This window comes from Flagellimonas marina, from assembly GCF_042651185.1.
GTDB classification, from domain to species: Bacteria; Bacteroidota; Bacteroidia; order Flavobacteriales; family Flavobacteriaceae; genus Flagellimonas; species Flagellimonas marina.
The window spans coordinates 124,009-146,118 of sequence record NZ_JBHSCL010000009.1 but is presented as its reverse complement, the minus strand read 5'-3'; the positions used below and the strand labels follow the sequence as shown (position 1 = coordinate 146,118).

The window sequence follows — 22,110 nt, the reverse complement described above, 5'->3', positions numbered from 1 at the left end:
AATGGCTCATACTAAAGTACCAAAATCAAGATATATTAGGCTTAGAATGAATTAAATACCCAAAATTTGAAGGTCTTTTGCCCGTTGAATGGCTTGGGTGCGGCGTTTGGCATTCAATTTTACCAAAAGGTTGGAGACGTGTGTTTTAATGGTACTTTCAGAAACAAAAAGTGACTCTGCAATCTCCCTGTTGGACAGCCCTCTGGAAATTTCAACCAATACTTCATATTCACGCTGACTGATACCAAGTTCCTCTACTTTTTTTAGATTGATGGCAGGGTCGACATTCTCTTTATTTCGAAGCGATTTTTTGTTGATGTAGATTCCGATGAAAAAGAAAATCACGGCGATTATGGCTATGATGATCTCTATGGAAATGTCACCGGACCAATAGGCATATTTGCTCAACTGAAAGAGGATAAGCAGCGCAACGATTAGGGCTGAAAAAACAAATATGGTCTTTTTCACCCACTAAATTTAGCAAAATCTAGCTTTAACCTTGTCCACAATGGTTTGAGCCAACTTTTCTTTGCTTTCCACTGTCCATCCGGCCACATGCGGGGTCAAAAGAACATTTTTGGCTTTCCGGAGATACTTGAAAGCTTTTGGCTTTTGGACGAACATGTTCTCAAAAGATTTTTTTTCGTACTCCAGAACGTCCAATCCGGCACCTAATATTTTTCCCGATTTCAATGCCTCCACCAAATCTTTGGTAACCACGCATTTTCCACGTGCGGTGTTCAACAACCAAAATGGATTGTGAAAACCATTGATGAATGCTGTATTGACCATGCCAATGGTCTTTTCGGTTTGGGGAACATGCAGACTCACCACATCTGATTTTTGCTGAAATTCCATGATTCCTACTTGACGGGCGTTATCATCGCCAACCCCGCCGACTATATCATAGCAGATGACCTCCACATCAAAACCGCGTAACTTTTTGGCAAAGGCCTTTCCCATATTTCCATAGCCAATAATCCCCACGGTTTTTCCATCAAGTTCTTCACCTCGGTTGCCTTCGCGGTCCCATTTTCCTTTTTTTACCTCGCGGTTGGCCTTTGTCATTTTGTTCATAAGGGACAACAACATACCCAAAGTGTGCTCACCAACGGCATTTCTGTTTCCTTCTGGAGCAGATGCTAGAAATATGCCTTTCTCCTTGGCAAATTGGGTATCTATGTTTTCCAATCCGGCACCAACCCGTCCAATGAACTTTAAATTGGTGGCCTTGTCCAAAAACTGATGGTCTATAGTAAACCGGCTTCTTATGATGATACCATCGTATTTGTCAATAGTTTTTTCAACTTCTTCTTTGGTTGAAGTGTAATCTTCGTGGTTTTCAAAACCTAATTGGGCAAACTGCTCCAAAAGTAGGGGGTGGTTGGTATCCAGGTGGAGAACTTTCATGGCTCAAATATACAACTCCTAGATTTTTGGATAATGCGTCTGTGTTTTTTCATGCTGCACTTTACCAGTGTGCGCAGTGGTGAGCTTTTCGAACAACAGAACATGGACTTCTTCGCCATTTTTGGTCATGGGATTGTGCTCCACTCCTTTGGGCACCACAATGATTTCGCCTTCATTTACCACTTCGGTCCTGTCGCGAAACTGCATGTACAAAGTGCCTTTAATCACTTGGAAGAGTTCATCTTCATGCTCATGGGCATGCCACACAAACTCCCCCTGTAATTTGGCCAGAAGTACTTGCATATCATCCACTACAGCAATTTGGTGCGGGTGCCATTGGCTGGAGAACTCAGCATGTTTTTGTTTTAGATTGATGGATTTCATAATCTTAGTTTTACGTAATTGCGATAAGGAGTTATTCAGCCTGAATCATTTTATTTATCAGCACAATTTGACCGAGATGATAGTAGCTATGCTCAATCACGCCCTCAATGTTTCGCTGATAGGTTCCGTATTTTTCATCAACAAAATAATCATCAAATTGTGAATCTTCCATGCTTTCTACATGCGCTACAAACTTTTCGGAGTTCACCACAAATTGATGCTTCAACTTCTTCCAATCTGTTTCAGATTGGATTGGGGGCATTTCAAAACTGTATTTATCCCGAATCTCGAGTTTTCCTCCGTTAAACACATTTAGGATGCCAGCCAAGTAATAATTAAGATGGTAGGTAAGTAGCGCAACAGTATTTAAAGAACCTATCTTTTGGTTGGCCTGTTGCCATGATATACTTTCTATTTGCTCCTTAATATTGGTTTGGGCAATCCAGCGACCGCTTAAAAGAACTTCCTGTAACCGAGATGCCATGAATTCACTTCTATTCGATTTCATTGGTGTGTGTTGACTAAAGAAACTAGATTCCCAAAATCAGCTTGGCGATCCAAAAATAAATCAAGATGCCAAAAATGTCGTTACTCGTGGTGATAAAGGGGCCTGTGGCAATGGCGGGGTCAATATTTCTTTTATGAAGGAACAATGGAATAAACGTGCCTATTAGACCAGCAACAACGATCACTACCACCAAAGAGAGTGATATGGCCAAAGCGGTGGCAAAAGCACCTTTCCAAATCCAAGTAAATAATAAGAGCAGAAGGGCAAGAATGAGTCCATTTAAAAGGGCTAATAACATTTCTTTTATGAGTCGATGGCTCACACTCCCCTTTAGATCATCATTGGCAAGCCCCTGAACAATGATGGCACTGGATTGCACCCCTACGTTCCCGGCCATGGCAGCAATCAATGGAGTAAAGTAAAATAGGACAGCATGTTTGGAGATCATTTCTTCAAAACCTCCCATGATGGCCGCTGCTCCCAATCCGCCCAATAAACCTAGAATGAGCCAAGGCAATCTGGCGCGTGTCAATTCCCAAATGCTATCATCGGCTTCAACCCCTTGGGATATACCGGCCGCCATTTGATAATCCCTGTCAGCTTCTTCACGGATTACGTCCACAATATCATCAATGGTAATTCGGCCTACCAATCTTCCAATCTCATCTACCACCGGAATAGCTTCCAAGTCGTATTTGGACATGATCTTGGCAACTTCTTCCCCTTTTTCATTTACGTTTACAGCATCGACCTTAGCAATGTACACATCTTTGATGTGCGTTTTGGTGGAGGTGGTGAGCAAATCCTTTAAGGAAAGCCTTCCTTTAAGTTTACCTTCATCATCCACAACATAAATGGAATGTACCCGAGTAACATTTTCTGCTTGGGCTCGCATTTCCTTAACGCATGTGGTAACGGTCCAATTCTCGTTGACTTTCACCAACTCCTTGGCCATGAGTCCCCCAGCAGAGTCATCCTCATAACGCAAAAGATCTACAATATCCTTGGCGTGCTCCCTATCCTCTATTTCAGAAATTACCTCCTGAATGAGTTCTTTGGGAAGTTCGTTGATGATGTCAGCTGCATCATCGGTATCCAATTCGGATAGCTCGTCCGCAATTTCCTTGGCAGTAAGATTTTTCAGAACAGCTTCCCGGATATCCTCATGCATTTCTGCTAGGATGTCCGATGTCTTTTCACTATCCAAAAGCTTGATGAGGTAGGTAGCTTCCTCCACATTGAGCTCATCCGCTATTTCGGCGACATCGGCATAGTGGAATTCCCGCATCATCGACTGAAGGGCGCTGTTTTTTTCTTCGGCGATCAGTTGTCTGATGTCATCTAAAAGCTCGTCTGTAAGTTTAAACGGGGTCATTGGCTATCTTTTGGGTCAACGTTACAAAATCTGCCACACTGAGCTGTTCCGGGCGTTGGTCAAAGATAGTATCTTCTTTTAGAATATCAGAGAGATTGAAGGTTTTAAGGCTATTGCGGAGCGTCTTTCTCCGTTGATTGAACGCTGTTTTTACCACTTTAAAGAAAAGGCTCTCGTCGCAGGGCAAATTGAGCTCTTTTTTTCGGGTGAGTCGCAAAACGCCTGAATCAACTTTGGGTGGAGGATCAAATACACCGGGAGGTACGGTAAACAAATATTCTGCGTGGTAATAGGCTTGTACCAATACGGAGAGAATACCATAGGTTTTGCTGCCAGGGCCCTCACAAATGCGTTTTGCCACTTCTTTTTGGAACATTCCCGAAAATTCAGGCACCTGTTGCCGCATTTCCAGCATTTTAAAAACAATCTGACTGGAAATATTGTAAGGGAAGTTTCCGGTGATGGCAAATTGCTCATCCCCGTACAATTCCTGCAAATTGAATTTGAGAAAATCCGCTTCAAGAACGTTAAGATTCTTATTTTTCTGGATTACTTCTGGATGTTCCAAAGGAAAGCTGTGGTTCAGGTAGACAATGGATTCTTCGTCCAAATCCATGGCCACCAAGTCTATGCCGCGCATCAGCAGATATTTGGTGAGAACACCCATGCCCGGTCCAATTTCCAGGACATTGCTATAGCCATCCAAAGAAAGCGTATCCGCTATTTTTTTGGCAATGGCCTCATCTTTTAGAAAGTGCTGCCCCAAGTGCTTTTTGGCTTTTACCGCACCCTCATGCTGTCCATTTTCAGGCTTTCTGGTTTTGCCGTTACCCAGTTTTCTTTTCTTCTTTTTGGACACGGAGGTTTTTTTGCAAGTTACTGGGAATTTTCGATATAAACCCAAGCCATTAAGCCAGATTCCAGATTGAATTTTTCCCGTTTGTACGCACTGGTTTCGTAGATGTCGGCTTTTTTTAGGTCGGCTGTGGAAACTTTGTAGACCATACCCTCAACCTTGTCTTCTTCATTTTTGGTATGAAGCACTAAAGGATACCGACCATAAACCGCATTTTCAAATCGTTTGAAGCCAAAGAGAGCGTCTGATTTTCCATCCAAAATCCGCCCAAAAAGATATTCCTGCACCTGCAGGTCCTGTAACGTACCGTAGGTAAAAAGATAGTCCAATGGGTTACGGTATTTGTTGGTTGATGACTTCGAGCTCAGTTCTAAAGGTTACAAATTTATTGGGAAATAATTTTTGGGCCTCGGCTCTTAAACGTTCAGCATCTTGTTGGTAATACGATTCCAAAGTTTTTCGATCCTGGGTCGTATATTGGATGGAATAGGTTATGCCCCCCATATCCTCCTCGACCAAAACCTTTACCATTTTGGCATGGGAGAATTTCCCAGTGCTGAGCATATCAGGAATGTGCTTGTCCCGCATCCAAATAAGCCATTCGTCATGGACACTTTCATCTATGTTGATGGTAACGTTGTAAATAAGCATAGACCTTGAGTTTCTTGGTCTAAATGTAGGGAAGAATTAGTTAATAGCATCGCCACGGAGCCTTCTAAAATTCTTTCTTGCCTGCGGAAAATAATAACTGTCCTGATAGTTATAGATGATCTTCTCGTACTGACTTTTGGCCTTTTCGGGTTCGTTGAGGATATTTCGGTACAGTTCTCCCAAGGCAAAATGGGCGTCATCAGCTAAAATTCCATCCGAATAGAATTCCACGATTTTCTTATAGTTGAACTCAGCACTTTCGTAGTCCTTTTGTTGCACCAGAAGTTCGGCTTGTTTTAGCAGGGCTTCGTCTTCAATTTTTTCGCCTTTGTGGTTTTGCAAAATCTCTTCCAAAACGGCAACGGCCTCCTTGTTTTTATTTTGATAAGCCAATAAGTCAGCTCTAGCGTATTTTTTTAATGCGGTTTGGGTGGAATCTTCCAAAGAGTTGTCCGAAATCAATAGGCTCAATTGCATGGCATCGTTGGCGATGAGTTGCGAAGTGGAGCTTCGAAGCACCTTCAATTGGGTAAGCGCCCAATCAAAATCGCCCTTATAAAAACTGGTCTGTGCCACTTTGAATCGCGCATTTTGACCCAAAACATCATTTTTAAGGCTTTTTTGCACCTGAGTGAAATTGATCAACGCCTGATTGAACTGCTGATTGTACACCAAAATATCCCCTAGGGCCAATTTTACATACGCCACGGCCATGCGGTTCATGGGGAGTTCCAAGCTTTTTTTGAGCAAAGCAATAGCAGGTTCGGGTCGTTCCCGTTTAAACGTTAGGAAATTGGCATAGGCAATCTGGAGTTGGAGCGTTCTGCTTTCATTTCCGTATTCAGCCTCCAAATCCTGAAACTTTTTTTCTACCTCATCCAATGTTTTTTCTGTTGGATTTAGCAACGCAATGTCAATGAGATTGAGCTCAGCGTTCAATTTGGTTCTGGGCTCTTGGGCATTTTCAACGATGTATTCAAAAATGACAGTTGCATTTTCAAGATCGTTGTCCTCCAAGGCAATCTGACCCAAATTTTCAAGTCGGTCCATAGCATTATCCTCTGAACGCTTAAAAATGGCCTTCTCCTGGCTGAAGGCACTGTTGTACTGTTTTTGTTGCACAAAGAGCCAGCTCAACAATTCGTTCCAAAGAATATCCGGGTTTTGCTGCGCATTTTTGAGCAACACTTTTCGAAGTAAGACATTGTTGGCGTCTGCCGGGTCTTCCGAAATAAAATCATCGATGTTGCGAAGTACGTTGGAGCGTGAGGTCCGTCCTTGCCAAATAAGATTCAGGTAGGATTGATACATTTTTTCAATATCGCCCTGTTCTCCATAAATTCGAGCTAACTGAAAATCGTAGTTCAATTCTGGTTTTAAGGCCATGGCGTTAGAATAAGCTTTTACGGCATAATCCAAGAGCGCATATTTTTGAAAGCGATATCCAACACTGTACCCATAATTGGGATTTTCATTAATTTTCAGGATGGCTTGGTCATAGTATTCCGTTGCTCTATCCGATTGGTTTTGAAGGGTATAATTATAACCCAATTCAATAAAAAATGTAGGGAAGGCGTAGGGGTCACTAATCTTCTCCAAAAGGAAGGACTCTGCATCTTCATACCGCTCCAATTGTTGATAACACGCTACCAGCCCTTCGGAATAATCGGTGCGCCTTGGATTTTGTTCCACCAATTTGGCGTAAAAGACCACGGCTTTCTCGTAATCACCATCATTAAAGTACTGTTTGGCCAAAAAGTCTTCTTGGGCATGGGTGTAGGTCAGTAGGCAAAAGCACGATATGAGAAATAAAAAGTATCGCAATAGCTCATTTTATTTCAAATATAACGCAGAAATGCTGGGGATTCTGTTAAGCGAATCCAAATATATTGATGAAATCCTTAGTTAATCACATCAAAACCGCAATAGGGAACCAAAACCTCGGGGATTTTGATGCCATTTTCCGTTTGATAGTTCTCCAAGATTCCCGCTAAAACTCTTGGCAGTGCCAAAGCGCTTCCATTTAGCGTGTGCGCCAACTGACTTTTTCCATTTATATCCTTAAAACGAAGCTTTAATCGGTTCGCTTGGAAGGTTTCAAAATTGGAAACTGAGCTGATTTCCAACCATCGGTCTTGGGCCGTTGAAAACACCTCAAAATCATAGGTGAGGGCAGAGGTAAAGCCCAAATCCCCACCACAAAGCCGAAGAATGCGATAGGGCAATTTCAATTCACGAAGGATATTTTTTACATGTTCCACCATCTCGTCCAAAGCTTGGTAAGAGTTGTTGGGGTGCTCCAAGCGCACAATTTCCACTTTGTCAAATTGGTGCAAACGGTTCAAGCCGCGAACATGAGCTCCATAGCTTCCGGCCTCTCTTCGAAAACAGGGGGTGTAGCCTGTGTATTTGATGGGAAAATCACTTTCGGCCAAAATATCGTCACGATGCAAGTTGGTCACCGGCACCTCCGCAGTGGGAATCAAATAAAGGTCATCGGCCTGTACATGGTACATCTGGCCTTCTTTATCGGGCAGCTGGCCTGTTCCATAGCCTGATGCTTCATTCACCAAATGCGGCACCTGCATTTCAGTGTAGCCTGCTTCCGTGTTTTTATCCAGAAAATACGAGATCAAAGCACGCTGCAAACGGGCTCCCTTTCCTTTGTAAACGGGAAAACCGGCACCGGAAATCTTTACACCAAGCTCAAAATCAATAATGTCATATTTCTTGGCAAGCTCCCAATGGGGGAGCGCATTTTCGATGAGGGTGGGCACATCGCCTTCCCGAAATACCTCTTCGTTATCTTCCTCGCTGCTCCCTGCAGGCACAGATTCATGGGGAATGTTGGGGATAAGGTATAGTTGCTCCTGCAAAGCTTCAGCAGTGGCGTTTAGATCATCACCCAATTGCTTGGAAGCTTCTTTTAATCCTGCTGTTTTTTCCTTTAGGGCATTGGCTTCTTGTGCTTTTCCTGATTTGAAAAGCATTCCGATTTCTTTGGAAAGCTTGTTGGATTCGGCCAGAGTGCTATCCAGTTCGGTTTGGATGGAACGTCTTTTTTCATCCAATTCGATGACTTTGGACAGTATGGGTGAAGCATCGAAATTTCGCTTTTTTAAAGCGGTGATGATACTATTCGTATTCTCCCTAATGGTCTGTAATTGAAGCATGGCCTTATTTTGAGCGGCAAATTTAGGGAATTTACCCATGTTACACTACAACCTAAACGATTACCTTTAAAGCGTCCAACTAAATAACCCGATATGATTTTTGAGCACTTTGCAGTGAACGTGGAAAATTTAGGTCTTGTTGTGGATTGGTATATGACGCATATGGGTCTTAATCCACGTGTAAGTGATTGGAAACCTCCTTTTGTAACTTTTTTGGAAGATAGCACGGGGCGTGTGGTGTTAGAGTTCTACCAACGGACCGATGCGCCAGTTACTGATTTTTCCAAGGAAAACTCGTTAAGTTTTCATGTAGCCTTTGTGTCTGAAAACGCCGAAAACGATAAAAAACGTTTGGTGGAAAGCGGTGCCACATTTGAGTTGGAGGTACAGCTGGAGGATGGAAGTCATATTGTGATGCTTCGTGATCCTTGGGGCATGCCTTTACAATTGTGCCAACGGGCCAATCCTTTTTAGTCACTCGTTTTAGTGGAATCGGTTGGTTGTCGGGGCAAAATCCACTCATTATGGGCAAAATGCTTCCAGGGAACACTGGCCAGGTCCACTTTTGGGTCGATAAACTCATGATACTCGCCGCTGTTCACTTTTACCTTATTTGTGACAAAGACTTGGATATCCTCGCCCTTTTTGGCATATTCCTTTTTTAGATGTTGGGCAAATTGCCAGGCAAAATCGGGATAACAAGCCACCCTCCTTCGTTGTTTTTTGGTGAGATAGTCATCTAGATCAATAAAACTGACTTTATCGGTCTCCTTATTTACAACACGGTACCGAATGGTTCCGGAGCGACTTCGGAGCATCATTCGCCAGCTAAGTCTATGGCCTTCCTCAGTCCAAAGTACATCGTCTTTAAATGCATAATGACGGAGGGGAAGCACCAATTGAACCACAAAATAGATCCCAAGAATTCCAATGATGATGTTCCTATGTTTTGGAATGGTCAAAACTTGATCCACCACAATGTTTTTGGTTCTAAGAAAAATATTTCGGATGGTCTGCGGTTCAAAAAAGAAAACAATAAAGGCCAAAGAGAGATAGGGGAAAATACCAATCCTGAAAACGTAGCTATTGAACAAGTGGAAGAATATGGACAATCCAAAAGCAATTTTTCGAGTCGGTTTCCAGAGTAGGGCAGGAACAATGAGCAGATCAAATAAAATACCAAAGATGGCCACAATTTTGTGCACCCATTTTAGCTGAAGCAGCCCACCAATAAGTGGATAGTCATCCTTGGAGCGCATCAAGATGTCGATAATGCTAAAATCCAACCAATCCCCATATAGTTTAGCCACAGATGCATAGGTGTATACAATGAACAATTGTAAAATTATGGTCCACCGCACCCAATTGGGCATGGTGTGTGAATGTAGCTTCGGATTCAATTTGGCATCCAATGAAGCATCTCGTCCAGCAGGCAAAAAGGCCATGATATAGGCCAGGAGCATGAGCAGATAGTAGTGGTTGTTGTAGGATGTTTTTTGCATCAAGTATACCCCGGTCCACATAAATGCAAAGGCGAGCGCACTAAACCGGTATTTGTAACCCAAGGTAATTAGAATGCCAAGGGTGCCCATAATGGCAAAATAGATGTACATTCCATTTCCGGGCAGGGGCTGGAGCCACTCAAATCCGATAAAGTTAAAGGTGAACTGTGGCTCAATGAGGGTTCTTCGAACCCATCCGGTGGCAATGGCCCCGTAACATTCGGCACTGACCAAAAGTCCATAGAAAATTCGGAAAACAATGAGCTGGGCATTGTCAATTCTCTTAAAAAGAAACCGATTCAACATCTATTTGGAGATTAGGTCCAACGAAAAGTTTTTGTCTTTTTTCAACTGTTCCCGTAATTCTTCAACGGAGCTGAACTTGTGTTCATCACGAATACGGTGCAAGATCTTAACCTGAATTTTTTGGTCATAGAGATCCCCTTCGAACTCAAAAAAGTTGACCTCAATACTTTTTTCGGTGCCAGATACGGTTGGATTGAAACCAATGTTCATCATACCATAATGTTTGTTGCCATTAAGGGTACTTTTAACTACGTAAGACCCATTTTTTGGGATGAGCTTATAGGATTCAGCAATATGAAGGTTAGCCGTGGGGAAACCAAATTCCTTGCCCAACCCTTTGCCTTTTTTTACCGTTCCGGTAAGCATGTAGGCATAGCTCAGGTAGCTGTTGGCCGTGGCCACATCACCTTCTAAAAGTGCGTTCCTGATTTTAGTGGAGCTCACAGATACATCATCGATTTCTTGGGCGGGAATCTCCTCAACTTCAAAATCCAAAGTATTGCCAAACGCAATGAGATCTTGAATATTGGCATTGCGATTGCGTCCAAACCTGTGATCGTACCCAATAATGATTTTTTTAGCTTTTAGGCTGTTCACCAAAACATCTCTCACAAATTCGGTTGCCGAAAGTCGGGAAAAAGCCTTGGTAAAAGGGTGGATTATCAAATTATCCAACCCCAGACTTTCTAGGATCTGTGTTTTCTCTTCAATGGTGTTCAAGAGCTTTATCTCCGTATCTTTCTGCAAAACCATCCGCGGATGCGGGAAAAAAGTGAGCACGGTGGACTTTAATCCAGTGTTTTTGGCATTATTTATGAGGCGTTCCAATATCTTGCGATGGCCCAAATGGACACCATCAAAAGTACCGATGGTAATAACAGTTTGATCGGTAATGTGCTTAAAAAGAGAAATGTCTTGGATTGTTTCCACCTAATCAAGAAATAAAAAAAGGCTTATTTTTGAAATTCGACTGACGCCCTACATATGTATGAAAGCTAAATTACATCTTGTTTTTTCAATAACCATACTTTTTAGCTGCTTTTGTACCTATGGGCAGCAAGCGTATTGGAAATCCGTACCCAAACAATCGAGTATGAAGAGTGCCTCCCTAAAGGATGTGGGCAAGGCCAGTGCTGTTTTTACTTTGGATAAAAGTCGTTTCAAGGAGAAGCTTCAGGATTTTTCTGTTGCTAAAAATGGAAAACACATCATTTACTTACCAGACGGGGAAGGAGAGGTAATCCCGTTTAACGTGAAGGAAACTCCAGTTCTTCATCCTGATTTGGCAGCAAAGTATCCCGAAATTAAATCTTTTACCGGGGTAAGCCTGAATGGAAAGTACAAAATTAAACTCAGTAGTTCCCAGAAAGGCATTGAGACCATGGTTGTTAATTTGGAAAGTCAGAAAGCTTCATTTTTGGAACCGACCCTAGCTGACGATGATTCATATGTATTGTATAAAAAAGGGTCAAGGTCTTCTTTGGAGCATAGTTTTTTGTGCAAGACGGAGGTTATGCTTATGAATAAGATGAAATCTGATGGAACCACTTCCAAAACCATTGTTCCCTTAGTGGATGATCAATTGCTCAGAACATTTCGGATTGCTGTTTCCGTTACTGGGGAGTATACGGAATATCATGGAGGTACGGTTGCAGATGCACTTGCTGCCATTAATGCCACGCTGACACGAATCAACGAGGTTTTTGAAACGGATTTAGGGGTTACGCTAGAGTTGATTCCAAATAATGATCTAGTCATCTTTACCAATCCTGATAATGATCCGTATACAGGTAGTTTCAACTCTCAAGTACAAAATACACTAACATCTACCATTGGTGAGGCCAATTATGATGTAGGTCACCTGTTTCATAGGGTAGAAGATCCCGCACAGAATAATGGTAATGCCGGTTTTATAGGGGCGGTTTGTTCCGATAACCAAAAAGGAAGTGCCTTCTCCGCCGCTTTTGAGCCAGAGGGCGATGTTTTTGATTTGGATTATGTTGCCCATGAATTGGGGCATCAATTCGGGGCCAACCATACATGGTCTTACGAATCAGAAGGAACCGGAGTACAAGCTGAACCGGCCAGTGGAACTACCATTATGGGGTATGCTGGGATCGTGCCAGAAAATAATGTGGCTCCCAACGGAGACGATTATTTTCACTTTGTGAGCATCTTTCAAATAGCTTCTTATCTACAATCTATAGCATGCGCCCAGACCACGGCCCAGACCAATTCTCCACCAGTCCTTACGCCGATTGGTGATTTCAATATTCCAAAAGGTACTGCATTTGTGTTGGAAGGTGTGGCAACTGACCCAGATGTGGGCGATGTGCTTACCTACACTTGGGAGCAGATTAATGATGGGGTGGTAACGACAAGTACTTTTGGGCCCAACAATCCCAGTGGAGCCAATTTTAGATCATTGCCCCCTTCAACTGATGCTGCAAGATACTTTCCAAGGTTGTCTGAGGTGGTGCAGGGAAATTTATCACAAGTCAACCCGTCGGAAAATGACGCTTGGGAAACGGTTTCCGATATTGAACGTACCTTGAGCTTTGCTTGCACGGTTCGCGATAATGCCGTAGGAGGGGGACAGGTGGTTTCAGACGTTTTGGATGTTCAGGTCATAAAGGCAGCAGGCCCTTTTGTAGTTACATCCCAGGCTTCCAATGAAATTTATGAAGCTGGGTCGGTTCAAGAAATCACTTGGGATGTGGCCAATACAAATACTTCGCCCATCAATGCTCAAAATGTGGACATTTTTCTTTCGTTGGATGGTGGACAGACCTTTCCCATCACCCTGGCAGATGATACCCTTAATGATGGCTCTGAGGAAGTGCTCATTCCGGGAGATGTGAGCAGTACGGCGCGTATCATGGTAAAAGCCAGCGACAATGTGTTTTTTGCCATAAATGCAGCGGATTTTACCATTCAACAATCAGAGGTGGTCCTCAATTTTCAAGATGTAACTTTCAGGGTATGTCAACCCAGTGACATTGTTATTCCATTCACCTATGAGACATTTGGAGGGTTTAGCGAAATATCGATCTTCTCTGCAAATACTCCAGCAGGACTTTCAACATCTTTTTCGCCCACTCAAGCCAGCACGGATGATACGGCGGTGGATTTGACCATCTCCAATACCAATGCTGTTGCAGCGGGTGTTTATGATGTTGAGGTGACAGCAACTTCGGCCTCCGTGACCAAAAATATTACCTTGTCCCTTATCATTGAGGATGGAACTTTTCCAGATGTTGTTCTTTCCTCGCCCACAAATATGGAAACAGGGGTCACTTTGAACCCACAATTGAGTTGGGAGGCCAATCCTTTGTATCAAAGTTATGATGTAGAGGTAGCTACTGATGTAGGTTTTACCGATATAGTTTCCACCGCTACGGTTCCTTTTACGTTTTATAAAGTGAACGGATTGGATGAACAGACCGAATATTTTTGGAGGGTCCGTCCAACAAACGATTGTGGCAGCGGAACTTTTGGACCTCCCTTGAGTTTTACCACAACACAATTGGATTGTAAGAGTTTTGAACCAAGAAATGGACTTCCGTTGGAGATTTCATCCATAGGTACCCCAACCGTGAGCACCTCAATACAGTTTTTTGAAGACCTTCCCATTTCAGATATCAATGTTAGTCTTGAGATCAACCACACCTTTTTGGAAGACTTAGTGATCAATTTAATTTCTCCAGCAGGAACCCGCGTTGCCTTAATCTCAAGAACCTGTGGCGACTTAAATAACGTCAATGCCATTTTTGATGATGATGGTACACCCATTGTCTGTTCTGGTAATCCGGCTATAATGGGTACAGTTAGTCCATTGGGTTCGTTGGCTTCTTTTAAGGGTGAATCAACCTTGGGAGAGTGGATTTTGGAAATTAGCGATACTGCTCCAAGTGATGGCGGTGCATTAGTGGCCTTTTCCATGGAAGTCTGTGCCGAAGGAGCCTTTAGGCCCGATGAAGATGAAGATGGGGTGTTCGATGACGGTGACGACCTATGTTTGGGAACCCCTAAAGGAATTGAGGTGGATACCAATGGATGTGCCGTGTACAGATTTCCCCCGGACAACTTCTCAATTGAAATATTGAGCGAAACCTGTAGAATCAGCAATAATGGCTCGGTAACGGTATCCCCAATGGATACCTCTATTACCTATACCGCCGTTTTAAATGGAGGTGCATCGCCAGTAACTATGGACTTTACTGATGAGCATATATTTCAAAATTTAGGAGCGGGTAATTATTCGTTGTGCATTACAGGGACCAATGGACTCATTACCTACCAAGAAACGTGTTTTGACATCACCATAACGGAACCGGATGTATTGGCTGTTGAAGCAATGATGGATGAACAGAATGTAGAGCTTTTGCTTAACGGCGCTGATTTGTATAATGTAGAATTAAATGGTCTGGTGACCCAAACACAAAGCTCTAAAATACAATTGCCTTTGGCCGAAGGTAAAAATGTCTTGAAAGTCTACTCCAACCTTCCTTGTCAAGGGGTGGTGGAAAAAACATTCTTCTATTCTTCACGACCCATTCTTTCACCAAACCCAGTTGATGCAACAACAGAAATTTATCTGAACGGATTTGATGGCGAAATACGTATTCAAATTTTCTCAGCCAATGGCCGCTTGGTTAAGACAGATTATAGGTCGGTTAATGGAAATACGTTGGAATTGGACTTGTCTTTCTTGTCCAAAGGAGTCTACTATTTAGGAGTGGAAAAAATGGGAGTTTCAGAAATGTTTAAATTTATTAAGCGATGATTCGGAAAGTATTACTATGGTCCATTGGGATTTTATTGGTTTCGTGTGGAGGTAATGACGACCCATCACCGGCACCAGAAGGAGCCAATTTGGTTTTTCCTGAGGAAAATTCCGAATGTACTACAGGGGTAAGTGTAAACGAGACGTTGAGTCAGGTTACGTTTCAGTGGATGGCTTCAAGCAACACAGATAGCTATACACTAAGCGTGGTGAACTTAGATACAAATGTGCCGCAGACCATTTCCACGGCAGCAACATCGGCAAACCTGTCCATTGCCAAAGGGACCCCTTTTTCATGGTCGGTCACTTCAATCAGTTCCGATTCTGACCAAACCGCAGTAAGTGAAACATGGTTGTTCTATAACGCCGGGGCAGAAACCAGTTATGCACCTTTTCCCGCACAGTTGGTAAATCCAATTTCTGGGTCTACTGTTCAAAAGGATTTGGCCAACGAAGTGCTATTGGAGTGGCAGGGTGCGGATGTTGATGGTGACATAGCCACCTTTGAGGTATTTTTCTCAGAAGACAACCCACCCACAACCTCAATGGGTACTTTGGGTCCGGGAACCATGGAGTTCTCCGTAAGCGTGACCTCTGATACGGTGTATTATTGGAGCGTATTGACCACCGATGCTGAAGGGAACAGCTCCAATTCTGGGGTGTTCGACTTTAAGGTATTTTAATTAAGTGCCGTTAAACTGGTTCATGGTATTTTTTACCCCGGCAAATACAAAAGAACGGATAAGTGCTGTGGATTTTTTTAATCGTTCAGGAAGCGCAGCTGCTTCATCCTCATTCCATTTTCCCAAAACGTAATCCACTTGCTTTCCCTTACCGAATTCAGCTCCTATTCCAAATCTAAATCGGGGATATTGGGCTGTTTGTAAGGTGTTTTGAATATCCTTTAATCCATTATGGCCGCCGTCGCTTCCCTTGGTCTTCAAACGGATGGTTCCAAACGGCAAATTAATGTCATCGGTAATGATGAGCACATTGTCTAACGCAATGCTCTCCTTTTCCATCCAATAGTTGACGGCCTTTCCACTTAAATTCATATAGGTGGAGGGTTTCAGGCACAGGACACTTCTTCCTTTGTGTTTAAAAGTAGCTACAGCCCCCAATTTGGCACTTTCAAAAGTGAGGTTTTCCTCTTCGGCCAAAAAATCCAACACTTTGAAACCGATATTATGTCGGGTTTCTTCATATTCCGCTCCGATATTTCCGAGGCCAACAACTAGGAATTTTTTCATAGGATCAGTTTCTTGCAACAGCTGATTCTGGGCACCAAACAGGCTTTTAATGAATTGGAACATTATAGAACCATTTTGTCTAAAAATACAAAAGCATCCCAAATTTTACAGCGTGGTAAAACCGGGATGCCTTTTTAAATAAATCTAAAACTATTCTGTAGCTTCAGCTTCTGGGGCCTCACCACCTTCGGCTCCACCTTCAGCAGCTGCTTCAGCACCTTCTTCTGTTCCTTCTTCATCTTCGTCTTCAAGCTCTTCATCAATAGAAGTTCTAGAAGCTTTCACCTGTACAATGGCCGTGCTTTCTGGATGTAAAATGGTGTAATCATCATTCAACACAGTTTCAACGGCAATTGTGCCACCAATTCTTAGTTTGGAGATATCCACAGTGATAAAATCAGGAAGTAGATCAGGCAATGCTTTAATGGCAAGCTTTCGTTTTCTAAACAGTAATCTACCACCGTTTCGTACCCCTGGGGAATTTCCTTCCAAACGAACAGGAATGTTCATGGTAACAGGTTTGTCTTCAAACAATTGATAGAAATCGATGTGAAGAATTTTATCAGTTACGGGGTGAAACTGAATGTCCTGTAAAACGGCGTTCAACTTTTCACCACCTTCCAACTCAATCACAACAGTGTGTGCGTTGGGGGTGTAGACCAAATCTCTGAACGAGATTTCATCAGCTGAAAAGTGCAATGGCTTATCCCCTCCGTACAGCACGCAAGGGACCTTTCCAGCATTACGTAAGGCCTTGGTAGATACCTTGCCCACGCTTTCTCTTTGGGATCCTTTGATAGTAATTGACTTCATTATTATATATTAAATTGATTACATTAAAAATTTTGATGATATTGAGGTATTGTGGTGTACCCTGTGCATAACATCTGCAAAAAGGTCAGCACAACTTAATACCTTAATTTTTTTCTTGGTCTCATCGATAGGAATGGAATCAGTAACAATCAATTCCGACAACTTTGACTTTTCTATTCGTTCATACGCTTTGCCAGACAACAATCCGTGTGTGGTAACCGCGCGAACGCTTTCAGCACCTCTTTCCATCATTAGATCGGCCGCTTTGGTCAAGGTGCCTGCGGTATCCACCATATCATCCACTAAAACCACATTTTTGCCCTGCACATCACCAATGAGTTCCATATGGGAAATAACATTGGCTTTAGCCCGTTGCTTATAACAGATGACTACATCGCACTCCAACGCTTTGGAATAGGCATAGGCTCTTTTGGAACCACCCATGTCCGGCGAAGCAATGCAAAGATTGTCCAATTTCAATCCCTTCAAATAGGGTAGGAACAAGGTCGAAGCAAAAAGGTGGTCCACAGGTTTTTCAAAGAACCCTTGAATCTGATCGGCATGGAGGTCCATGGTGATGATTCGTGTGGCACCGGCGGTCTCCAGCATTTTGGCGACCAATTTTGCGGCAATGGGAACACGGGGTTTATCCTTTCTGTCCTGGCGGGCCCATCCAAAATAGGGCATTACCGCGGTAATGTGTCTGGCAGAAGCTCGTTTGGCGGCATCTAGCATCAAAAGCATTTCCATAAGGTTCTCCGAGCTTGGATTGGTGGATCCAATAATAAAAATGCGTGCACCACGAATGGATTCTTCGAAAGAAGGCTGAAACTCCCCGTCGCTATATCTGGAAAACTGGACTTTGCCCAAATCAGCACCATAAGAAGCTGCTATCTTTGTGCCAAGATCAACACTCTGCGTACAAGCAAAAATTTTGGGCTCGGGAACTTGATATGCCATTGCAAACTCTTGTTAACTAGCTTTTTGAAGCACTTTTTTATAAAGAGGTGCAAATTTAAAAATTAATTCGGGTTGCTAAAGGAATAAAGCAAGTATTTTTTGGTGGAAAATGAAATAATTTTTTAGCTTTGCATCCGCAATTAAAATAAGTCACTATAATTGCTTATGCCTTGGTGGCGGAACTGGTAGACGCGCTGGATTCAAAATCCAGTTCTTTCGGGAGTGTGGGTTCGATTCCCACCCAAGGTACTTAAAAACCCTGATAATCAATTGATTATCAGGGTTTTGTTTTTCTATAAGTGACGTAAAAGTGACGGTTTTTGAGATAAAAAATGATAAAATTACCACTCTAAAATTTCAGGATTTGTCCAGTCTTATGGATAAATTTAGGTGCAAATTTTCTAAAGGTCCTAACCCTATAACAAGTTAATTATCGGCAGTAAAGCGTAATTATGATTTCAGTATTAGAAGTGTAATACTGTGGCTGTCATATTTTATATCAATTAGTAATTGATATTTTGAATGTTGCCAAGATATATGGTTAGAGAGAACAGTTTAATGCCTATCTTTATATGAATATATTTTGTTCAAGCCCTTTTCTAAAGTCTTACTACTATCTTATTGCCCGTAGAGAAAAGGTTTTTTACACATCTATTTACAAATATTTCACAATTCTTCAGAGTACGGGAATAAAAAATAAAGTCGTATTTCCCTTATAAGCTTTGATGTTTTAACATAGAAGAGACATCTTCAGCATGATTGGGGAGCATAATGCTTTGAAAAGGAAATAATGGACCATTATCGGTTGGTGTTTGAGAAAATTTAGACAGTCAAAAGTTTATTGATCAAATCCTTGGAATTGAGGAAGACCATTCAAAATAAATGAATGAAATTATATATAAAGTACATGGTCAGTCTTCGCTGCAAAATGTTGGTAAAGGAAGAATTGACAAAGTTGGGACTGGATTATGTCACCTTGAATCTGGGCATGGTGGAAACTAAGGAGGAAATTACCCATGAAAAGAGAATCCAACTCAAAAGTAATCTGCTGAAGTCTGGATTGGAATTATTGGATGACAAAAAGAGCATATTGATTGAAAAAATCAAGAATGTAATAATCGAAATGATCCATCATACCGATGAGATACCAAAAACCAATTACTCCGGGTATTTAAGTGAAAAATTAGGGTACGACTACACGTATTTGTCCAACACGTTTTCAGAGGTGAAAGGAATCACTTTGCAGCATTATATCATTAAACACAAAATCGAAAGAGTAAAAGAGTTGCTCCTATATGACGAACTCAATCTTACCGAAATAGCATATAAACTTCATTATAGTAGCTCCGCACATCTCTCCAATCAATTTAAAAAAGTCACCGGTCTCACACCCTCCTATTATAAAAAGTTAAAGGAAAAAAGGACACAAAACTTGGAAAACCTGTGATATATGTAAAGTTTAATATTATTTATGTAGCAAACCCCACCTAATTCTAATGCACCTTTGTTTATTGCTGATAAATATATAATCAGCTTGATAACAAATCATGCTATGGACATATTTAAAAAAAATATATCGGTTAAAGGTATTCTAGGAAAACTTCTCGGTCTTTCCAGTCCGGATATCGAACACTTAAGATTAAAATATGAAAAGGAAAGTGAATTGCACAAAAGTTTAGTGCCTGGGTTGATTCGAATTAAAAATAATTGAAAGTAATCTTTAATGCATTGTTGACTCATATGCTTTGAAGCAATTTAATTTGTTGATACGTGCTTTTAAATTTTTAGAAGCCCAAAAAAGAGCAGGAACTAAAAAACACTGCTCTTTTTTCTTGATGTTAATTCCCTCTCGCCCAAAAGAACAACTTGCAATCATTGTCCCAGCCATTCCAATTATCCTAAGCCAACAATAAACATTGAGTTGTGAGAAAATGTGTCATCTATTTTATTCTGTTCATAACAATGCTCGTACTGGCAAGCACATTGCTATAAAGTAATGATAACTTAAATAAATACACTATGTCAAAAGAAAGAGAAGGAAAGAAAAAGTCAGGAAAAACGCCACCTTCAAAGACCCCTAAAGAAAAAAAGGCAGCCAAAAAGGCCAAGCGAAATGCCAAAAATAGATCGGAATAGGGGGAGATACTTATCTTATATTATTTTAAATATGGAAAAGGGTGAGTTTGAGGAATCAAAGACATTTAACCTAGCGGATATACTGGAGTTCAATTCCAATGCCATCGTGGTAAAAAACATAAGTGTCCAGAACAACTGTATCATACAGGCATTCGCATTTGATTTTGGTAAGGTGTTGTCTCATAATGAATCACCTTTTATTCGATTCATCCATATCATTGAAGGAAAGGCCGAGGTCGTCATAAACGGCAATTCTACTTTTATGCGGAGTGGGGATTCCATAATTATACCTGCATTTACACCCTGCTCCTTTGAAGCAAATCATAAATTTAAGATGTTATGTACCACCATAAAAAATGAATGACGTATCGATTTCATCTACACAAAGAACATTGCCAATGAAAAAGAATAACATGACAAAAAGATATAAAAAAGGAGATCTTGTTTATGCAAAGGTACGGCCCAGTGTCCTTCTTGTAGTACGATTGTACATACGTAAAATCTACCATTGCGCCATTCAAAATGATTCAACGGCTAATGAATTGCTTTATTTTGATAGTGAGCTTCGCCCCTATATAAATGGCATATCAATAATAAAAAAGCAACATAATTGAATTTTGTTATGGAGTCAATAATTACCAAGTTCATTCTGATTCATTTCATAATAAGCTGTTTAAGAGGTTTTTATAGGTATTTTATGATTGAAAAGCACCAATACAATTACTATGACCATTCTATGAAACTCGGGGGGAGATTGGCTCACAATTGGTTATACAGCACTTTCAATTCAACTACTCTTTTAATTTCAGTTTGTTTAACCGTCCTGGTATTTTTTATCTCTTAGGAAGCACATACTGTGGATTTAGAAATGTATCTTTTCCCGTAACTATTTTTGATAGAATTATGTGTATTTTTCAATAGTAATTGACTTGATCTCAGATTGAGTTCCCGAATTCTTCAGTAACAGTTGGCATTGTTGCCATAACAACCCTAAATAAAGAGTATTTGTTCAAGAAATTGGATAAAAATCTACTGTATGCCTGTATACAGAAATTCCTGTTGGCACCAAATGTATGAGATAGTTTCATCCCGTAAACGTTAAAGTGTGACGACCAAATATTAAATGAAATCTGCTTTGGGACAGAAAAAGTGGTTCAAAACAATTGAATCATATTGGAACAATGAAAGATAGCATTATAGACCTTATGTCTCTTCTATGATTTTATCCTTATCAGCCAAAACATTAAATTAGGTAAATGAACGACAGCGTCAGCAAATATGTGCTCCTACTGTGTATTGCATATGCCTATATACGTCTATTGGTAACTTACATAAGATTCTTTGCAAGATATATGTTCAATGAAAGGGTTGGATGGGACAAATACATTGAAAGGCCCCGATTGCTGTTTTATGGTATTGGGCTGCTTCTGATGCATACCACCTATTCTAAGATTATAAAGGATTCCCAGGAATCTTTAAGTGTATATTCCATTTTAAATCTTGTAGTCTTTGTTCAAGGATTTGTGTTTAGCCAGATAACATGGTCCAAGATGTTCAAAGGTGTTTTCATTCCAAGTATCAAAAAGAAGTTGCGTTCGTCCAAGAATTTCAATATCTCGGCTTCCAAATCACATTTGGACAGGCTGTATGATGAACTTGTCAGGTATGAAATGCTTAGACTTGAACGAACTACTAGGGAGGATTTTCTAAATGCGCTTACCAATAATTGGAATGCACACGAATCCAAAATCCATTTTAACTTGGACTCCCCAAGTGCCAGAGAGTTTTATGAGTTCTTTACGGCATCTTTTCCAAACAACTCAATGACCTTAAAGGACTTCTTTGAGACCTCCAATGTTATCCGAAGACCGGATGGCAAACCTTACAACTATTCCACCATAAAGAACGCGCCGATACGCACCCCTGTTTCCAAGCGGAATGGAGATCTGCAGGTTGTTTTTTTATCTTTCCAAAACCAATAAGGTTACCCACAATTCCAA

General features: G+C 41.3%; 21 protein-coding genes and 1 tRNA gene. 7 read left to right on the top strand and 15 right to left on the bottom strand.

Going from position 1 to position 22,110, the window contains the following annotated elements:
• Positions 1-51 precede the first annotated feature (51 nt).
• The 10 genes from ACFOWS_RS14485 to serS all read right to left on the bottom strand — a co-directional run bounded on the left by ACFOWS_RS14485 (position 52) and on the right by serS (position 8,357).
• Positions 52-468 (bottom strand): response regulator transcription factor, encoded by a 417-nt coding sequence (locus tag ACFOWS_RS14485; RefSeq protein ID WP_379765941.1) that lies wholly within the window; start codon positions 466-468, stop codon positions 52-54.
• A 9-nt stretch (positions 469-477) separates the two neighbouring features.
• Positions 478-1,410 (bottom strand): 2-hydroxyacid dehydrogenase, encoded by a 933-nt coding sequence (locus tag ACFOWS_RS14480; protein ID WP_379765938.1) that lies wholly within the window; start codon positions 1,408-1,410, stop codon positions 478-480.
• 18 nt (positions 1,411-1,428) lie between these two features.
• The gene (locus ACFOWS_RS14475) at positions 1,429-1,794 is read right to left on the bottom strand and encodes a cupin domain-containing protein (RefSeq protein ID WP_379765935.1); all 366 of its coding nucleotides are present in this window, start codon (positions 1,792-1,794) and stop codon (positions 1,429-1,431) included.
• A gap of 31 nt (positions 1,795-1,825) precedes the next feature.
• Positions 1,826-2,302 (bottom strand): DinB family protein, encoded by a 477-nt coding sequence (locus ACFOWS_RS14470; protein ID WP_366586731.1) that lies wholly within the window; start codon positions 2,300-2,302, stop codon positions 1,826-1,828.
• 22 nt (positions 2,303-2,324) lie between these two features.
• A complete protein-coding gene (gene mgtE, locus ACFOWS_RS14465) occupies positions 2,325-3,677 on the bottom strand; it encodes a magnesium transporter (protein ID WP_366586734.1) in 1,353 nt (450 codons plus the stop codon).
• Positions 3,664-4,536 carry a 16S rRNA (adenine(1518)-N(6)/adenine(1519)-N(6))-dimethyltransferase RsmA gene (rsmA, locus tag ACFOWS_RS14460; protein WP_379765931.1) on the bottom strand — a complete coding sequence of 291 codons (873 nt, stop codon included), beginning with the start codon at positions 4,534-4,536 and terminating at the stop codon, positions 3,664-3,666. Before rsmA ends, mgtE begins: the two co-directional genes overlap by 14 nt.
• A 17-nt stretch (positions 4,537-4,553) precedes the next feature.
• Positions 4,554-4,862, bottom strand: a complete 309-nt coding sequence (locus ACFOWS_RS14455) for a gamma-glutamylcyclotransferase family protein (protein WP_366586736.1) — start codon at positions 4,860-4,862, stop codon at positions 4,554-4,556.
• Positions 4,863-4,866: 4 nt separating this feature from the next.
• On the bottom strand, positions 4,867-5,184 hold the full coding sequence (locus ACFOWS_RS14450) for a DUF4286 family protein (protein ID WP_379765928.1): 318 nt from the start codon (positions 5,182-5,184) through the stop codon (positions 4,867-4,869).
• A gap of 36 nt (positions 5,185-5,220) precedes the next feature.
• On the bottom strand, positions 5,221-7,008 hold the full coding sequence (locus ACFOWS_RS14445; RefSeq protein ID WP_379765925.1) for a tetratricopeptide repeat protein: 1,788 nt from the start codon (positions 7,006-7,008) through the stop codon (positions 5,221-5,223).
• 77 nt (positions 7,009-7,085) lie between these two features.
• On the bottom strand, positions 7,086-8,357 hold the full coding sequence (serS, locus tag ACFOWS_RS14440) for a serine--tRNA ligase (RefSeq protein ID WP_379765922.1): 1,272 nt from the start codon (positions 8,355-8,357) through the stop codon (positions 7,086-7,088).
• Between the two features lie 93 nt (positions 8,358-8,450).
• On the opposite strand from serS, the gene ACFOWS_RS14435 reads away from it, so the two are divergent.
• Complete coding sequence (locus ACFOWS_RS14435; RefSeq protein ID WP_379765919.1) at positions 8,451-8,831, top strand: VOC family protein; 381 nt, start codon at positions 8,451-8,453, stop codon at positions 8,829-8,831.
• Here ACFOWS_RS14435 and ACFOWS_RS14430 read toward each other — a convergent pair.
• Both ACFOWS_RS14430 and ACFOWS_RS14425 read right to left on the bottom strand, forming a co-directional pair.
• Entirely contained in the window at positions 8,828-10,165 is a 1,338-nt protein-coding gene (locus ACFOWS_RS14430) for an HTTM domain-containing protein (RefSeq protein ID WP_379765917.1), read from the bottom strand. The two genes, ACFOWS_RS14435 and ACFOWS_RS14430, sit on opposite strands and share 4 nt — an antisense overlap.
• A complete protein-coding gene (locus ACFOWS_RS14425) occupies positions 10,166-11,095 on the bottom strand; it encodes a bifunctional riboflavin kinase/FAD synthetase (protein ID WP_379765914.1) in 930 nt (309 codons plus the stop codon). It abuts the gene before it with no gap.
• Positions 11,096-11,258: 163 nt separating this feature from the next.
• On the opposite strand from ACFOWS_RS14425, the gene ACFOWS_RS14420 reads away from it, so the two are divergent.
• Positions 11,259-14,951, top strand: coding sequence for a reprolysin-like metallopeptidase (locus ACFOWS_RS14420; RefSeq protein ID WP_379765911.1), 3,693 nt, complete (start codon positions 11,259-11,261; stop codon positions 14,949-14,951).
• Complete coding sequence (locus tag ACFOWS_RS14415; protein ID WP_379765908.1) at positions 14,948-15,634, top strand: hypothetical protein; 687 nt, start codon at positions 14,948-14,950, stop codon at positions 15,632-15,634. The genes ACFOWS_RS14420 and ACFOWS_RS14415 overlap by 4 nt, the downstream gene beginning before the upstream one ends.
• Here ACFOWS_RS14415 and pth read toward each other — a convergent pair whose 3' ends face one another.
• The 3 genes from pth to ACFOWS_RS14400 all read right to left on the bottom strand — a co-directional run bounded on the left by pth (position 15,635) and on the right by ACFOWS_RS14400 (position 17,974).
• On the bottom strand, positions 15,635-16,264 hold the full coding sequence (pth, locus tag ACFOWS_RS14410) for an aminoacyl-tRNA hydrolase (protein WP_366586756.1): 630 nt from the start codon (positions 16,262-16,264) through the stop codon (positions 15,635-15,637). It abuts the gene before it with no gap.
• Between the two features lie 87 nt (positions 16,265-16,351).
• Entirely contained in the window at positions 16,352-17,014 is a 663-nt protein-coding gene (locus tag ACFOWS_RS14405; RefSeq protein ID WP_366586758.1) for a 50S ribosomal protein L25/general stress protein Ctc, read from the bottom strand.
• An 18-nt stretch (positions 17,015-17,032) separates the two neighbouring features.
• Entirely contained in the window at positions 17,033-17,974 is a 942-nt protein-coding gene (locus tag ACFOWS_RS14400) for a ribose-phosphate pyrophosphokinase (RefSeq protein ID WP_379765904.1), read from the bottom strand.
• Between the two features lie 167 nt (positions 17,975-18,141).
• Between ACFOWS_RS14400 and ACFOWS_RS14395 the strand changes: the two genes are divergently transcribed.
• From ACFOWS_RS14395 to ACFOWS_RS14380, 4 genes are all read left to right on the top strand, one after another.
• Positions 18,142-18,223 (top strand) — tRNA-Leu (locus ACFOWS_RS14395).
• 637 nt (positions 18,224-18,860) lie between these two features.
• Positions 18,861-19,421: a helix-turn-helix domain-containing protein gene (locus ACFOWS_RS14390; RefSeq protein WP_379765901.1), complete on the top strand. Its 561-nt coding sequence runs from the start codon at positions 18,861-18,863 to the stop codon at positions 19,419-19,421.
• Positions 19,422-20,141: 720 nt separating this feature from the next.
• Entirely contained in the window at positions 20,142-20,474 is a 333-nt protein-coding gene (locus tag ACFOWS_RS14385; protein WP_379765898.1) for a cupin domain-containing protein, read from the top strand.
• A gap of 892 nt (positions 20,475-21,366) precedes the next feature.
• Complete coding sequence (locus ACFOWS_RS14380; RefSeq protein WP_379765895.1) at positions 21,367-22,092, top strand: hypothetical protein; 726 nt, start codon at positions 21,367-21,369, stop codon at positions 22,090-22,092.
• Positions 22,093-22,110 lie beyond the last annotated feature (18 nt).